We start from the raw sequence: 15,323 nt of genomic DNA on the forward strand, positions 1-15,323 counted from the left end.
CATTTTAACAAGAGAAGATGAAGCGAAGCGCCTGTTTCCGCGGAAACGGGCGCTCCTCATTTAAAGGAAAGCTAATGCGCATTCGCAATGGTAATCGGCCAACTCTTTGGCGAATCGCTGATCCGGAAACCCCCGGCGAAGCAGCTTCAAACCGCCCGAGGTCAGCGAAATATGATGAAGGAAGCGGTAGAAACGCATCCGGTCTTCATCGAGCGAACCATGTTTCAGATACCGGTAGAACTCGCCGAACCTGAACGACATAAAACTATGCTCATGTTCAATGTCAAAAAACATCGCCCCTTCAATATCAATCAGATAGGGTTCCAGTTTGTTATCTACTAGAACATGATCGGGTCCCAGCTCTCCATGAATAAAACCGTACTCCGTCCGCGGCGAGATCCTCGATTCAAGCTCGTTCATGGTATCAAGCAGTTTCCCATGGTTCGATGCTATGCGTTCCATGTGGCGGGAAACGTAATCCAGCTGCGTTTTGGCGTTTTCCATTTGAAACTGCTGAGCGGTTCCCGCGCTGACATTAGGCTCCGTCAGATTTCCGAAGGTTTCCCTTTTGTCGGCATGCATGGTCGCAAGCATTTCCCCCAACCGTTGGAACAATTGATGTTGGACTTTCGAATCGGAATGATGGAAATAGTCCTCCGCTTTTTGTCCTTCTACGTATTCCACCAAGGCATAATCAAAAGGGTAACGGTTCCGTGCTTTATTTACGTCGTAAAGAGAAGGCGTACGAATGCCTTTTTGCGTCAAATACTTATTGTTATGTTCAAAAAGATCGCTGCCGAAGGATCGCTGGCCCGAATCTTGATGCACCGTTTCTTCTTGAAAATAATTCATCGACAGATCCCATACGTACAACACGCAGGAAAATCCATTGCTGCAGCCGATCTTGTAGACGACTTTTTGCGCGCCTCCGTGCATTCTCGACACCTCGGCAACGGAATAGCCGGTACCCAAAACATCCCGAATATACTCCTGCAAATCCGCTGGATCAAGATGATCCGTTCCATTCATCGAACAACACTCCCGTACACAAGTTTTGCCGGCCCTCCAAGCATAGATAAAATCCGGCCGAAAATATAGACTTTTTCTTTCCGGATTGGTATGATGTTGAATAAGGTGTCGATAAAAACAGCCGTTCAAAGCCTTCGGATCTCATTCCTTAGGCTTTTTGTTTGCGCTCCGATGATGGGACGCCGGACATCATTAGACCATTACATAAAGAAACGAGGATGAAACATTGAAAGCACTAAAATCCGTATTATTTGTGTTGTTCAGTTGCTTGCTGCTTTTGACCGGTTGCGGAGTGACCGAAATACAGCAGACCCAGCAGCCGGGCCACCCATCGAGCCACCAGCAGGCGCAACGGCAAGACCGCCAGGAGCAGTCCGATCGTTTAACCACGTTTGAAGGCGTTGCGGATTACATCAAGGAGCATCATAAACTGCCCGACAACTTTATTACGAAAAACGAAGCGAAAAAGCTGGGCTGGGACGCCCAAAAGGGAAATCTGCATAAGGTTGCGCCGGGAAAAAGCATCGGCGGCGATATTTTCCGGAACCGCGAGAAAAAATTGCCCGATAAAAAAGGGCGGGTCTGGTATGAAGCGGATATCAACTATACATCCGGACACCGGGGAAAAGACCGCATCCTTTTTTCCAACGACGGTTTAATTTACAAGACGGAAGACCATTACAAGACGTTTGAGCAAATCAAGTAAGCATTGGAGGAGCTTAACAAATGCGAACGATCATTTTAGATGGCGGGAACATCGGGAGCATCGACCAGCTGCATGCCGTCCTCAAGGAAGGGTTGGATTTGCCCGATCATTACGGCGGCAATCTGGACGCGTTGTGGGATAGTCTGACCGGATGGGTCGACATGCCGCTGACGGTTCGTTGGGTCCGTTTTAAGGAAAGCGAAAAGAAGCTGGGGGAATACAGCCATTCACTGCTGGAGCTCTTTCGCGACGCCGAGGAGGAGCTTGAAGGCTTCCGGTTGGAACTCGAATAAGATCGGCCGACTGCAAAATTACATATGTGTATTTGAAATGTACTGAAAAAACCTGATCCGTCAGGTTTTTTTGTTTTTCTCGGAAAATGTCGCGGATCCGTCGGCAGTCGTTTGGACATGGAGAAGTCCTGAAACGGTCTTGACAACATACTCGCCGCTCGTATACATTTGTATACAATTAAGAAGTGTATACGAATGTATACATAAGAAAGAGGGAGCAATCATGCGCGAAGGCAGACATGAACGGAAGGGACACCGCGATCCCATGGAGCATAGGGAAGGCCGGGGCCGCGGACATGAAGACAGAAAGGAGCGTTTCCATAGCGCCCAGACCTTTCGCCGGGGAAGAGCGATCGCATTTTTGGAAAAATTGAACGTCAAACGGTCGACTTTAGTGCAGCAGCTGGATCAGCCGGAATATGCATCCATTAAACAGGTGATCAGCGGGGAGCTCAAAGCAACGGATGCGATCATTCAGGAGTTTATCCATACGTTCGAATTGTTTGAAGCGGTCCCTGGGAACGACAACAAAAGCGAAGAAGACGATACGAAACATGAAAATCAATGAGGCGGTGGGTAAAGGCAACATGGGGCTGCACATGATTTCGTCTTTCGGGACATTCGTGACGAAGCCGAACCCTGCCGGAAACGAAGGTGAACGGAATGTGGAAACTTAAAGGCTTTTTGAAGCCATATGCGTTGTGGTGCTTGCTGGCTCCGCTGCTGATGGTCGTGGAGGTATTCATGGATTTGCTGCAGCCGACGCTGATGGCCAGCATCGTGGATGAAGGCTTGATGAAAAATGATCTCGGGCATATCGTTTCGACCGGCTTGACGATGGTCGGCGTGGCGCTGATCGGATTAGTCGGGGGCGTGGGCTGCACCGTGTTTTCGAGCATCGCTTCGCAACATTTCGGAAACGACTTGCGGATACGGCTGTTCGAGCATATCCAGTCGTTTTCGAATCGAAACTTGGACCGGCTCAAGACGGGATCGCTGATCACCCGGTTAACGAACGACGTCGTGCAGCTCCAAACGTTCGTGCAAATGATTTTGCGGTCGTTCGTGCGTTCGCCGCTGCTGCTGGTCGGCAGCTTGGTGATGGCGATCCGAATCAGTCCGTCCCTTACTGTCATCCTGCTTGTTGCCGTTCCGATGCTGTTTATCTTCTTGTATACGTTGATCCGGCTCTCCTTCCCCTTGTTCGCTCAAATGCAGGCCAAACTGGATGGCGTCAACATCGTCCTGCAGGAAAATTTGGCCGGGATTCGCGTCATCAAGGCATTTGTTCGGGCAAGGCAGGAGCAGCAGCGTTTTCATGAGGCGAACACCGATTATACCCGGACTGCGATCAAGGCCAACCGCCTCATGGCGCTGAATTTGCCGCTTATGATGCTCATTTTGAACGCAAGCATCGTTGCCGTGTTGTGGTTCGGGGGTGTGCAGAACTGGAATTACGGATTTCCCGTCGGGAATTTGGTGGCGTTTATCAATTACGCGACGCAGCTCTTGATGTCCATGATGATGCTGAGCAATATGCTAACCTTTGTATCGCGGGCCAAAGTATCGGCCGACCGGGTTAATGAAGTGTTTGCCGCGGCCAGCGAGATTACCGAAGATCCCGCCGCCCTAAGCGACGGCATCCGTTCAGGCAGGGTCGAATTCCATAACGTCTCGTTCGCTTACGACAAAGGCGATGAAAATCTGGTTTTGGAGGATATCAGCTTTGTCGCGGAACCGGGAAAAACGACTGCGATCCTTGGCGCTACAGGCACGGGCAAGTCTACGCTCGTCAGCCTCATTCCGCGGTTGTATGACGTTTCGAGCGGTGCGATTACGATCGACGGCACGGATGTTCGCCGGATGAGCCTGGAACATCTTCGCAGCCGGATCGGGTTCGTCATGCAGCAGACCATCCTGTTCAGCGGCACCATCCGGGACAATATCCGCTTCGGCCGTCCGGACGCCAGCGACGAGGAAGTGGAACAAGCCGCTGTAATCGCCGAGGCGCACGGTTTTATCATGGGGCTTCCGCAAGGTTATGACACCGTGCTTGGCCAGCGCGGTATCAACCTCTCCGGCGGGCAGAAGCAGCGGCTTGCGATCGCAAGGGCGCTGCTCATCCGGCCAACGATCCTCGTCATGGACGACAGTACCAGCGCGTTGGACGCGGCGACCGAATCGCGGGTTAGGCAGTTGTTAAAAACGGAGATGCAGAGCAGCACCAACATTTTGATTGCCCAGCGCGTTTCATCCGTGGTGGACGCCGATCGCATCCTGATTTTGGATAACGGCCGGATCGCGGCCCAAGGCACGCATGAAGAACTGATGCGGAGCAGCGAAATATACCAGGATATTCTGCAGTCTCAGCTGAATGGGGAGGAGGCGTCTTATGTCCAATCTACATAACCGCGCGCCGATACCGATTCCCGGTCGTCCGGGCGGTTTCGGGGGCGGGCCGCAAGGAGCGGGGCCCGGAAGAGGCGACGTGCCGAAGGTGCGCGCCAAAAACCGCGGCGCTACGATCAAACGCATCTGGGCGTACTTGAACCGTCAGCGGGCAGGACTTATCACGGTGTACGTCTTTACCGTATTGAACGCGCTCGCTTCCCTGATCGGGCCATATTTGATCGGTAAGGCGATCGATAAGGCGGTGATCCCCGGCGATGTAGGCGGTTTAGTCCGGTTTTGCCTGCTTCTGCTCGGGATTTACGTGCTTGGAAGCGTGATCGCATGGGTGCAGGCTTACGTGATGACGGCGGTGTCGCAACATACCGTGTTCGAGCTTCGGCGCGACCTGTTCGCAAAATACCACGAGCTGCCCGTGCAGTTTTTTGACACGCATGCAAACGGGGAATTAATGAGCCGGGCAACAAACGACATCGATAATGTCGCAAACACGTTGAACCAAAGCGTGACGCAGCTGTTAAACAGCCTGATTACCCTCAGCGGATCGCTGGCCATCATGCTGATGCTGAACATTCCTTTGACGCTCGTCGCGATGGTGACCGTTCCGCTCGTGCTGCTGGCAAGCCGCAAAATCTCCGGGTTCAGCCGGGTTTATTTCAAAAACCAGCAGCGGCATTTGGGCGAGCTCAACGGTTTTATCGAAGAAACGGTAAGCGGCTTAAAGGTAGTGAAGCAGTATCGCAGGGAAGAGACGGAAGCCAAGCGATTCCGTAAGCTGAGCGGCGAATTGAACAAATACGGCATCAAAGCGCAGATTGTTTCCGGACTTGTCGGTCCGGTGATGAACATGATCAACAACCTCAATTTTGCGCTGATCGCCGGCGTCGGCGGTTGGATGGCTTTCCATGGCATGGCTACGGTTGGGGTGATCGTCAGCTTCCTTAACTATTCGCGCCAATTCGGCCGCCCGATTTCCGAGCTGGCCAACCAGTACAATTTGATCCAATCGGCCATTGCCGGAGCAGAGCGCGTCTTTGAAGTCATGGATATGGCGTCGGAATACGATCATGAACAGAAGAACGTCAAACTTCAGCCTCTGCAGGGTGAGGTGGTTTTTCGGGACGTGTCCTTCGGATATAAGCCGGATTCGCCCATACTTCGCGGCGTGAACTTCATAGCGAAACCCGGCGAGAAAATCGCTCTGGTCGGACCGACGGGGGCCGGGAAAACGACGATCATCAACCTGATGACCCGTTTTTATGAAATCAGTGATGGTGCGGTGCTTATAGACGGCGTGGACATCCGGGAGATCGACAAAAACGATCTACGGGGCCAGCTTGGCATGGTGCTTCAGGATGCGCACGTATTTTCGGGGACCATACGGGAAAATATCCGTTTTGGCCGTCTCGATGCGACCGACCAGGAAGTGGAAGAGGCCGCGAAGCTTGCCAATGCCGACGGGTTCATCGCAAGGCTATCGCATGGCTATGACACGATGCTTGGCGCGGAAGGCGGAAGCTTGAGTCATGGCCAGCGCCAGCTGCTGACCATCGCACGGGCGATCCTCGCCGATCCGGCCATCTTGATCCTGGATGAAGCCACCAGCAGCGTCGACACGCGCACGGAAATGCATATCCAGCAGGCCATGAAAACGCTGATGCAAGGCCGCACCAGCTTCGTCATCGCCCACAGGCTCAGCACGATTCAGGATGCGGACCGCATCCTCGTCATCCAAGACGGGCGGATTGCGGAGCAAGGCAGCCATGAGGAGCTCCTGGAACGGCAGGGCGTTTACTTCGAGTTGTATAACAGCCAGTTCAGGCGGGCGATTTAGGGGAGCCGTTGCATTTTTAGCTTTTCATAGATTGTATCCATTCAACATCAACTTGATCTGTATCATGGAACCGCCCGCTTTCGCGGGCGGTTTTTATGTTTTGGCAATCGAGGGCTGTTTTGGATTGAAGTTCATTGGGGCGTAGAGCGTGATATTTTGATCTGATCTCCGGCAAAAAAATTGAGGTTAAGTTGTCAGAAAATATCGCAATAACATGGAATAGAGGAAGTATATGGGGATTCGTAGAATAAGTGTTAGATGTAGTGCCCCGCACAAGATCTCATGCATTGGAGGGGAATACCATAGATCTTTTATCTGTTATTAGCCGGATAGAAACGGCCGCCTCAAATCATCACATGAAAGAGTTGGAACGTTTGATTCATTCATTGGATATATCGGACCAACTGGGGCTTCATGGGGAATTGAGCCTAAAGACATTAAAAGTGATCAAAGACCACAAGGATCAGGTAAATATTAATAAAGCCGTTAAGGAGCATATGATCTGGTATTACTTTAGTCAGCAAGAGTGGTCAGATTCTATTTTAGCGGAAGTAATCAAAATTTATGAACAGGAAGGCTTCATTGCATTGGAAAGTATCGTTATAAGTGCTTTAAAGGAAAACAAAGTACTGGATCATCAAATTGAAACTATAAGAAAAGCGTTTAAAACAAAGGAATCAATCAAACAGATTGGTAAATGGGTAGAAAGAAATGGAAAGGTAATCCAGGAAGGCTAGAAGAAGATCATAAGAGCTGTTTTGATCCTTGAAGTTGCCATGGGGCTGTGCAACAAAGTTATGAAGAAAAAGAAGCACGCTTCAGAAACTGACGGTTCCTTGGTTAGCCCGCAGGAAAATCATTTCGAATCGAGATAGATTTGCATGACATCTTGAAATGGCTTTTTTCAGAGAAACGTTTTATTGCGGACAACAATGTGAACTAACTGCATCGCGGCCGCCCCTTTAAATAGTGACTGAAATCGAAAGGAATCCAAAAAATGAATTTAATCCATATAGAACCAATTAACAAAAGTAATTGGGAGGATGCGCTCGCGATATCTTTACATAAATCCCAAGAGAAGCTTGTACCCTCTGTGATCGAATCTTTAGCATGGGCTTATATCAAACCGTGGGATGAGGCTTTTGATCCTTATATTTTGCGTAAGGATGATAAGACAGTCGGGTTTTTCTATCTTTCTTATACACCTCATAGCACGAATAATTACTGGATCGGTGGTTTTCAAATAGACAAGAACTATCAAGGAATTGGATTAGGTACCCAATCGCTGACAAGAATAATTGAATTTATACAGGAAGTGCATCGACAATGCGAAGTCATATCTCTAACAATCGAAAAAAGCAATGCTCATGCAAGAAAACTCTATGAGAAACTGGGCTTTGTAAATCAAGATCAAGAGAATCAAGATGGCGAGGTTATATACAAACTAAATTTAAAATAAACGATAACACCTGCGAAGAAAAACATTAAAAATCAAAAAGGAGCGATTGAATGAGCCCGCCTAAACATATCCTCTCTGCTGCAGCCATCGTTGTAAACGAAAAGAATGAATTATTACTTATTAAAGGCCCAAGAAGGGGCTGGGAAATGCCTGGCGGTCAAGTAGAAGAAGGAGAGTCTTTAAGCCAAGCAGCAATAAGGGAAACGAAAGAGGAATCAGGGATCGATATCGAAATTATTAAATTCTGCGGAATATTTCAGAACATGGGGAATTCCATTTGCAACACATTATTTTTAGCCAGGCCCATTGGCGGAGAATTAACTAGGGCTTGCTGAACACTTAAAAAAACAACAAAAACCGCATAACAACAAGGATTCTAAGGCCCATTTGTCGAAATCATATGCAAAGGAAATGTTTGAAAACCACCTAAAACCTTTGCAGATGGAGTGACGAAGATGTTTAAGCCGACCGCGCACCTCGATAATCAATTGATCCTGCCCGGCGATTTCTTTCTGCCCTTTGGCGGAAAGCTGGACGAGGACAATCGCTGGGTCCAGTTGGCGCGGTTGGTGCCGTGGGCGGAGGCTGAGAAAACATACGGTCAATTTTTCAAAGACACCTTTCGCGGCCAGCAAACGATCAGTCTTCGGATGGGGCTCGGTGCGCTCATCATTCAGGAGCGAATGCAACTGACCGACAGAGAAACGTTGGAGTCGATCAGCGAAAATCCTTACATGCAATACTTCATTGGTCTGCCTGGATTCGTCATGAAGCCACCGTTCCATCACTCCATGATGACGCATTTCCGCAAGCGTCTGACGGACGTGCTGGCAGAGTTGAATGAGATCGTCGCCACCGAAGGTGCGAAGGAAACGAAAGATGATGATGACAGCAACGACGCGACCGGCGGCGGTAAAGGCCAAGGGAAGCGCTCGAAGAAGCGCGCCTCTGATGAAGAAGTCGAGCAGCAAACCATGTTTGCACAATCGCAAGTCGCATCGTCAGAAGCAGCGTCTCCCGTGGAGTCGATGGCTACAGAGTCAGAGGTTCCTGAAACGAATAAACTTGTTTGCGAAGCGCATCCGAAATCGACCGCAGAATGGGAAGCCCCTGAGCAGCCGAATCAAGGGACCGTGCTGGTGGATGCCACCTGTGCGCCGGCGGATGTGGCGTATCCGACCGATCTGAATCTGTTGAATGAAGCGCGGGAGAAGCTCGAAGCGATCATCGATACGCTGCATGAGCCGGTCATCGGACAAATGGCGAAACCGCGCACGTACCGGGAAAAAGCGCGCAAACAGTTTCTGGCCGTTTCCAAGCAACGCAGACCGGGGCCGAAAGTGATTCGCAAAGCGATCAGGAGGCAACTCGGTTACGTTGGACGGAACCTCTCCATCATCGCCGAGCAAGCCAAGTCGCAACCGCTCACGCTACTTGGCCGCAAAGCCTATCGCGACCTGCTGGTGATTCACGAACTGTACCGTCAGCAGCTTCACATGTACAACGAGCGTTCCCACCAGATGGAAGACCGGGTCGTCAGCATTCATCAGCCGCATGTCAGGCCGATCGTGCGCGGGAAAGCCAAGGCGCGCGTCGAGTTCGGAGCCAAGATCGCGGTAAGCATGACGAAGGGCTACGCGTTCCTTGATCGGCTATCTTGGGATAACTTCAACGAGAGCACGACGCTCATGGACGTGATCGAGAAGTATCGCAGCCGCATGGGATTCTATCCGGCTGTCGTCCAAGCGGATCAGATCTACCGCACACGCGAAAACCGGAGATTCTGCAAACAGCATGGGATTCGGCTCAGCGGACCGGCACTGGGACGCAAGCCGAAAAACGGCCCGACAAGCGAAGATAGGCAAGTGGCCAAACAGGATACCGGAGAACGAAACGCAATCGAAGGCAAGTTCGGAGAAGGCAAGCGCAAGTACGGGCTTGGCTGTATTCGAGCACGCCTCGCAAAGACAAGTGAATCCGTGATTACGCTGCAACTTCTGGTGATGAACCTGGAGCGCAGGCTCCGCGTTCTTTTTTGCCTCATTTTTACGCTGCTATCTCGCAGTCGCCTAGCCATGAGTTTCGGTTAAAGAATCGTTCAGCAAGCCCTAACTAAATCGGAAGAAAGCTTGGAAGCAGGATTTTTCCCGATCGAGGAAGCACTTCATAAAGTACAATGGAAAAACTTTAGACAACGAATAGAGTACTGCTTAAATCCCGAGATGCAACCATTTTGCGTTGAGTTTACGGATAAGGAGAATATTTGAAAGGAGTGATGTGGCATGAAAAATAAAATGATTAGCTTAAGGTCAATTGATCGCACAAACTGGGAAGAGTGTATTCAGCTTAAACCCAAACCCGAACAACAACAGTTTATTGCATCAAATCTCTACTCGATCGCGGAGGCACAATTTTTACCTGGATTTGTAACCAGGGCAATCTATGTGGACGAAATCCTTATTGGTTTTTCCATGTACGGGTTAGATCCCGATGACGGCAACTATTGGATCTACAGATTCATGATCGACGAGCGATTTCAAGGACGCGGATATGGCAAGGATGCCATGCAGTTGATTATTCGCGAAATCGAGAGTAAGCATGATCGAACGAATGTTATTTTTCTTGGCTATCAGCCTGACAACGAAGGAGCGCGTAAATTATACGCGAAGGTAGGGTTTAAAGAAGTAGGGATAGCACCGTGGGGAGAAATGCTGGCGAAGTATTCCTTTTGTTAGTAAGGTCAGCATCAGCAGGGTGTCCCCTGGCCGCCGGAGGTTCGTCGAGGATGTCCATTCAGTCTAGAATATAGGATCATGAGCCGGCCAAAGACAAATGCGCTCTAAGGTTCGGCTCACTCATATAACAACGTTATATGAAATCGGTGCAAATATAATTCAAACCAGACGAATAAAAGGAAGTGTTCCTTTGGATGTAAACCAAAGAAAGCAATGGAATGAAAATCATAAAAAACTGACCAACATGATTCTAAAACCAAGCGAACATGAAAATTCAGTGGATCTTTTCTTAAGTCAACATGGTTTGTTACATTCATCAAAAATAAGCGATTCACGAGCGGCGTCCCTTGAAGATGAATTGCTGAAGGATTTATTGGAGGAATCATTTCGTACATATCCCGTCACGGCACCTGATACACGGAACTCTATTGTTTGGCATATATGGCATATTACACGCATTGAAGATATGACAATGAATATACTTGTAGGCGGAGGAAATCAAATATTACACTCGGGTCATTGGGCCAACAAACTTAATGTAGATTACCCGCATTCAGGAAACGAAATGACACAAATTGAAATTGCTGATCTAAGTGAGAATATGGATATAAATGCATTAATGGAATATCGAAGCGCCGTCGGACGAAAAACCCGGGAAATTGTTGCTCAATTATCGCCGGGGGAGTTTAGAAAGAAAGTAGACGCAGAAAGAATTGGTATTCTTGAAGAGCAGAAAGCGGTAAAAAATGAAGCCTCCTGGTTGCTTGATTATTGGGGGAATAAGACTATAGCCGGATTAATGCTGATGCCTGCGACAAGACATCTCTTTTTGCATTTGAATAAATCGATCCGAATTAAACAAAGAATCCAAAAAAATTAAAGCTTCATGGAAACCACCTATTGCACTTCGTCATACGCATCGATTTCATACCTGATTTTGTTAGGAGGCAAGTTCATTTGGGGATTACAATACACTATGAAGGAATCGTGAAGAAAAACCATGGCCCAAAACTCATCAGCTATGTAGAAGATTCCGCCAGGAATCAGGGTTGGCAGATTGACCGCAAGGAAAAAAATCTAATAACGGTTACGCCGCACCAAGATTGCGAATCCATCATCATTCAATGGGATGACACCTTGAAATTTTCCGGATTTGTAAAAACCGGACTGGCGCCAAGCGAAGTCCACAAGCAGGTTGTGGAATTTTTTTATCGAATGAAGCCCCTGTTGAAGCAAATCCATATGGAAGATGAAAGCGGATATTGGCTTGAGTATAACGACAAAGTATCCAACCCTTCTGATAAAGAGCTGACATACTTCCCCGCGCGATCTGAAAAAGATCTCATAGATTCAGGGATGCTTCAGATGCCTCCTTTTGCAACGGACGATGATCGGAATTTTTGGGGAACAACGCCGAATTATATCGAGCCATTTATGGATGTCGCAGCCGTAAGAAACAGAATGGGGTATGATCTCCGGAATGAACCCTATGTTCTAACTGCAATGGAAATCGAAGAGGGATTGGTAATGGAGGGGTTTCAAGTTCGTGCGGAGGATTGGGAAGACGAGATATTCTATTTTATTCACTTGGCAACATGGTGGGCTTGGAACCGTTCGGAGGGGATGGGCGCAACAAAAATGAGAAGAGATAAATGCATCGCTTTTGGCTGGGCACTCGCTCGAGGGTGTCATGGGTTTGGAGGGGGATTTTTGAATCAGACACATCGGCGGGCACATATCGCTCTAGATCTATTGGAACAAAAAGAGGGTGCGCTTAGCGCGATCCGGAGCCTTGAAGTAATGGAAAGCCTCTTTGATTTTTGCGGACTACGCTGCAGGCTCTCTCCTTCATAAATACGGAATCGTTAATGCCATTTTAAAAAACTAAAAAGAGACGGGTGATCGGCGTGAGACTTGAATTTGATCATTTTTTGATTAGTGATGAAAAAACATTATTAAACATGGAAACCATAACCGGGTTTATGTCGAGAAGTTATTGGGCAAATCGAAGACCCGAAGGTCGTACGCGAGACGCTCATGGTCTATACAGGCAATATCATTTTGAAGAAGACAAGGACCGAATGATGAGACGAATGCCGGATAGATAAGGAGGAAGATCATGAATGAACGAATGGGAAACATGAGACCCACGATCCCAAAGGTTTACAATCCGGAAAAAGATATTGAAACCCAGAGAAAGATTCTGGATGAAGATGAGCGGGAACCTTTTACGATTACTTTTTATATCAACCCACAAAATCATATATTTGGTTTTATCGCCAAGGGGACAACGGGCTTTATTCAATACGGATTGGACATCATCGCAGCTGCGGTTTCGTCCTTGTCGATGAATACGGTTCATTCCATCCAGCAATTTACTGAAGATCAGGCCGAGATTGAAGCGACCAAAAATTATATCCAATGTTTGATTCATGGTCGAGTCAGCAAAGAATCCATTCTGCTGTTCAAATCACTCCGGTTAGGTATGTACACGATCCAACACACGTACGGTGAAAAATACATCACCATAGAAGAGGTCAAGGTAGAGAAAAATAAAAGATTTTTTGGTTTTCTGGGCTAAAAGTCAATGGTTGCGTTCCAGTGGCATTCATTTTTTCGAGTAAGGGAAGATAACAGGGAGGTGGCGAAGTGAACCGTAGAAGTAAATGAACATGCCTTATCCTATCTAAGACGAAAGGAGAAATAATGAAACAGCTGTTGCTTGCTTTATCTTTTATATTGATCTTTACGGGATGTTCGATAAAAAAAGAGCCGCATAAAAAAGATTTGGAAAGCGAAATGGATCGAGTGATCCAATACAAATTGAACGCGGTGGAAAAGGAGCATGCCGATCAAGTCAATCAATGGTTAGCGAAAGCTCGGGAAACCGGAAAAGTGGGACAATATTTCATTTATAATGAGGGGACCAATACAGACAATTTGTATTCTTACATATATCGAAAAGGTTATGCCGATTATGAGGTTTCGTTTATTTATGACCCAAGTGATCCAAGCAATAAAGGTCAAGTCCATGTAACGGGGATGAAGGAAGATCTGAAAAACGATCATTTTGTACAAATAAAAACCATAAACGATCTCTCCATTCTTTTCGTCTTATCTGATGAAAGTATAAAGAGCAAATTAAAAAATAAATGACGGTAAGCGGAGGAATCCGAAGTAAACAGTAGGGGGGGTCTATGTCAACGGCATCGATAAATCTAAGGCGTTTAACCTCGGGCGACTATCCCATTGTCTTAAACTGGAGCAAGGATGACGCCTTCTGTTCGGCAAATGGATGGGAGAAGAATCGCAGCCCTGAAGAGCTGTGCAAATGGTGGAATCAATGCATCCATGCGGCGGCAGATGATTTTGTACGATTGGGCATAGAATGGAATAAACAGTTGATTGGTTATGCGGATTTAGCCTGCATTCAAAACCATACGGCCGAACTGGGGATCGCCATCGGTGAAAGCTCCTTATGGGGAAAGGGAATAGGATATCATTCTGCTCTATGTATGATAGAATACGGGGTAAAGACGTATGGAATTTCCATGTTTTACGCGGAAACGCATGAAACGAATATCCGATCCAGAAAAATGCTGGAGAAATTAGGTTTTGAGGAGACGGGCCGACATGGGAGCGAAGTATATTTAGGAAAAAACGCACAGCTCATACAATACCGGTTAAATCGCTCTTTTGATGATTGGAAGGATTGAAGCCTATGGGAATCGGAGGAGAAAAGGGAATGATCCAGTCTATCGTCCACATCGCGCTTGTCGTGAAGGATTATGATGAAGCCATTGATTTTTATACGAAAAAGCTTCATTTTGAATTAATTGAAGATACATATCAACCCGAACAAGACAAAAGGTGGGTCGTCGTATCTCCCCCTGGGTCGTCAGGAGCGACAATACTGCTGGCAAAAGCGTCGAAACCGGAGCAAGAACCATTTATCGGGAATCAAACCGGCGAGAGAGTATTTTTATTTTTAAACACGGATGATTTTTGGAGAGATTATCGCGAGATGGTTTCAAATGGGATAGAGTTCGTCCGAGACCCCCAGGAGCAGCCTTATGGGATGGTGGCAGTGTTCAAAGACCTTTACGGGAACCTGTGGGATTTGCTGCAGCTCAACGAAGACCATCCGATGATGAAAAGAATGAGCTAGTCAAAGAAAATGGAAGAAAGTTGGAGACCTGATGACCCCAAATCACCCTGGGAAAAATCTGATCATTCTTCTGCATGAAATTTATGGAGTTAATGATCATATGAAATTTTATAGCGACTTGATGATCGAGGAAGGTTTTGATGTGATCGTTCCGAAGCTAATTGGCCGGGAAGCATTTTCCTATGATCAGGAGGACCAAGCCTACCATTATTTTATGAACGAGATCGGATTTGCCGGTGCACATCGCCATGTATGCAACATCGTAGATCAAAACCGGGACGAGTATGAGCGGATTTTTATCATTGGATTTAGCGTGGGCGCAACGATCGCATGGATGACGAGCGGGCACGGAGTAGACGGCATCGTCGGATTTTACGGATCGAGAATCAGAAATTATACGGAGATCGAACCCGCTTGCGCCTCCTTATTGTTTTTCGCTAAGCATGAGAAATCGTTTAACGCATTGGATTTGCAGCAAAAATTAAGGGATAAACAGAACGCGTACGTCGAAATGATCGACGCCGAACATGGATTTATGAACCCTTATCATGACGCTTACAACTTCAATGAGTACCACCAATGCCTGAAGAGGTGCAAGGATTTCCTCAAGCAAACCGCTGGCTGAATTGAACGATCGGGAAAATGAATGATGAATACATATCATGCGCTAGGGGCGCATTGTTGAAAGGG

Annotated in this window: 18 protein-coding genes and 1 pseudogene; 18 read left to right on the forward strand and 1 reads right to left on the reverse strand. The window is 47.7% G+C overall.

What is annotated here, in order from left to right; genetic code table 11:
* Positions 1-60: 60 nt before the first annotated feature.
* The gene (locus MKY58_RS11625; RefSeq protein WP_339325127.1) at positions 61-984 is read right to left on the reverse strand and encodes an aminoglycoside phosphotransferase family protein; all 924 of its coding nucleotides are present in this window, start codon (positions 982-984) and stop codon (positions 61-63) included.
* Between the two features lie 271 nt (positions 985-1,255).
* On the opposite strand from MKY58_RS11625, the gene MKY58_RS11630 reads away from it, so the two are divergent.
* From MKY58_RS11630 to MKY58_RS11715, 18 genes and pseudogenes are all read left to right on the forward strand, one after another.
* On the forward strand, positions 1,256-1,735 hold the full coding sequence (locus MKY58_RS11630) for a ribonuclease (protein ID WP_339324656.1): 480 nt from the start codon (positions 1,256-1,258) through the stop codon (positions 1,733-1,735).
* Positions 1,736-1,755: 20 nt separating this feature from the next.
* Positions 1,756-2,028, forward strand: a complete 273-nt coding sequence (locus tag MKY58_RS11635; RefSeq protein ID WP_339324657.1) for a barstar family protein — start codon at positions 1,756-1,758, stop codon at positions 2,026-2,028.
* A gap of 223 nt (positions 2,029-2,251) precedes the next feature.
* Positions 2,252-2,596 carry a hypothetical protein gene (locus MKY58_RS11640; protein WP_339324658.1) on the forward strand — a complete coding sequence of 115 codons (345 nt, stop codon included), beginning with the start codon at positions 2,252-2,254 and terminating at the stop codon, positions 2,594-2,596.
* Positions 2,583-2,705 (forward strand): hypothetical protein, encoded by a 123-nt coding sequence (locus MKY58_RS11645; RefSeq protein WP_339324659.1) that lies wholly within the window; start codon positions 2,583-2,585, stop codon positions 2,703-2,705. The genes MKY58_RS11640 and MKY58_RS11645 overlap by 14 nt, the downstream gene beginning before the upstream one ends.
* Positions 2,692-4,437: an ABC transporter ATP-binding protein gene (locus MKY58_RS11650; RefSeq protein ID WP_339324660.1), complete on the forward strand. Its 1,746-nt coding sequence runs from the start codon at positions 2,692-2,694 to the stop codon at positions 4,435-4,437. The genes MKY58_RS11645 and MKY58_RS11650 overlap by 14 nt, the downstream gene beginning before the upstream one ends.
* On the forward strand, positions 4,421-6,271 hold the full coding sequence (locus MKY58_RS11655) for an ABC transporter ATP-binding protein (protein ID WP_339324661.1): 1,851 nt from the start codon (positions 4,421-4,423) through the stop codon (positions 6,269-6,271). Before MKY58_RS11650 ends, MKY58_RS11655 begins: the two co-directional genes overlap by 17 nt.
* Before the next feature lie 251 nt (positions 6,272-6,522).
* A complete protein-coding gene (locus MKY58_RS11660; RefSeq protein ID WP_339324662.1) occupies positions 6,523-7,008 on the forward strand; it encodes a hypothetical protein in 486 nt (161 codons plus the stop codon).
* A gap of 260 nt (positions 7,009-7,268) precedes the next feature.
* Complete coding sequence (locus tag MKY58_RS11665) at positions 7,269-7,730, forward strand: GNAT family N-acetyltransferase (RefSeq protein WP_339324663.1); 462 nt, start codon at positions 7,269-7,271, stop codon at positions 7,728-7,730.
* Positions 7,731-7,780: 50 nt separating this feature from the next.
* Positions 7,781-8,053, forward strand: a pseudogene (locus MKY58_RS11670) (NUDIX hydrolase); the annotation flags it as partial.
* A 132-nt stretch (positions 8,054-8,185) separates the two neighbouring features.
* Positions 8,186-9,820 carry an IS5-like element ISPaen2 family transposase gene (locus tag MKY58_RS11675; protein WP_009225464.1) on the forward strand — a complete coding sequence of 545 codons (1,635 nt, stop codon included), beginning with the start codon at positions 8,186-8,188 and terminating at the stop codon, positions 9,818-9,820.
* Positions 9,821-10,012: 192 nt separating this feature from the next.
* Positions 10,013-10,465 (forward strand): GNAT family N-acetyltransferase, encoded by a 453-nt coding sequence (locus MKY58_RS11680; RefSeq protein WP_339324664.1) that lies wholly within the window; start codon positions 10,013-10,015, stop codon positions 10,463-10,465.
* 190 nt (positions 10,466-10,655) lie between these two features.
* A complete protein-coding gene (locus tag MKY58_RS11685) occupies positions 10,656-11,345 on the forward strand; it encodes a DinB family protein (RefSeq protein ID WP_339324665.1) in 690 nt (229 codons plus the stop codon).
* Between the two features lie 77 nt (positions 11,346-11,422).
* A complete protein-coding gene (locus MKY58_RS11690) occupies positions 11,423-12,319 on the forward strand; it encodes a hypothetical protein (protein WP_339324666.1) in 897 nt (298 codons plus the stop codon).
* A gap of 265 nt (positions 12,320-12,584) precedes the next feature.
* Positions 12,585-13,046 (forward strand): ribosomal-processing cysteine protease Prp, encoded by a 462-nt coding sequence (locus tag MKY58_RS11695; protein ID WP_339324667.1) that lies wholly within the window; start codon positions 12,585-12,587, stop codon positions 13,044-13,046.
* Positions 13,047-13,171: 125 nt separating this feature from the next.
* Positions 13,172-13,621: a hypothetical protein gene (locus MKY58_RS11700; RefSeq protein WP_339324668.1), complete on the forward strand. Its 450-nt coding sequence runs from the start codon at positions 13,172-13,174 to the stop codon at positions 13,619-13,621.
* Between the two features lie 41 nt (positions 13,622-13,662).
* Positions 13,663-14,181 carry a GNAT family N-acetyltransferase gene (locus MKY58_RS11705; RefSeq protein WP_339324669.1) on the forward strand — a complete coding sequence of 173 codons (519 nt, stop codon included), beginning with the start codon at positions 13,663-13,665 and terminating at the stop codon, positions 14,179-14,181.
* Between the two features lie 29 nt (positions 14,182-14,210).
* Positions 14,211-14,633, forward strand: coding sequence for a VOC family protein (locus tag MKY58_RS11710; protein WP_339324670.1), 423 nt, complete (start codon positions 14,211-14,213; stop codon positions 14,631-14,633).
* A 31-nt stretch (positions 14,634-14,664) separates the two neighbouring features.
* Positions 14,665-15,258: a dienelactone hydrolase family protein gene (locus tag MKY58_RS11715; protein ID WP_339324671.1), complete on the forward strand. Its 594-nt coding sequence runs from the start codon at positions 14,665-14,667 to the stop codon at positions 15,256-15,258.
* Positions 15,259-15,323: the final 65 nt, after the last annotated feature.

Origin of the sequence: Paenibacillus sp. FSL W8-0194 (assembly GCF_037969745.1) — a bacterium.
GTDB lineage: Bacteria > Bacillota > Bacilli > Paenibacillales > Paenibacillaceae > Paenibacillus_AQ > Paenibacillus_AQ cookii.